Raw genomic sequence first — 636 nt, forward strand, 5'->3', positions numbered from 1 at the left:
AGCGCCTTGCCCAGCGCGCTGGCGGTCTCGCGGTCGAAGGCCAGCAGCAGGCAGCCGCTGGTCGCCCGGTCCAGGCGGTGCACGAGGAAGATCGGTCGGCCCAGCTGCTCGCGCAGGCGGTCGGCCAGGAAGTCGTCTTCGCCACGGGCCAGCTTGCTGTCGTGGACCATCAGCCCGGCAGGCTTGTTGACCACGGCCAGGCGCTCATCCAGGTGCAGCAGCTGCAGGGGCGCGGTGTCGGTCTCGACCGCGGCGAGGGTATCGGGTTCGGTGCTCACCGCGGGATTATAAGGGCCTGCTTACTGTAGAGCCGAGCCCATGCTCGGCTGCTCTGCGCGACCGGCAACAGCGTGCCAACCAAGGTTGGCACCTACCGATGTAGAGCGGTCAGGCGCTGCGTACGGCCAACAGCTCGCCATTGCCCACCGGCACCAGGCTGGTGCTGAAGTCCGGATCAGCGTCCAGCAGCACACGCAGCGGTTCCATCTCTTCCGCATGCGAGGTGGCGTTGTCCACCACCAGCAGGCCCCCCGGGCGCAGCACGCGGCGCAGCTGCGGCCACCAGCCGGCGTATTGCCCGCGGTCCGAATCGAGGAACAGCAGGTCAATGCTGGCATCGGCGGCCTGTGCCAGCCA

The 636-nt window shown here is 68.7% G+C and carries 2 protein-coding genes; both read right to left on the reverse strand.

Translation table 11 applies throughout. From position 1 onward, the window contains the following. The coding region (locus tag DAI20_RS19660; protein WP_240606145.1) for a pseudouridine synthase at window positions 1-278 on the reverse strand (278 nt) is incomplete at its 3' end. Window positions 279-387: 109 nt separating this feature from the next. Further along, on the reverse strand, window positions 388-636 hold a 249-nt coding region (locus DAI20_RS19665), incomplete at its 5' end, for an O-methyltransferase (RefSeq protein WP_497802643.1).

The organism is Planctomonas deserti (genome assembly GCF_003067705.1).
GTDB lineage: Bacteria > Actinomycetota > Actinomycetes > Actinomycetales > Microbacteriaceae > Planctomonas > Planctomonas deserti.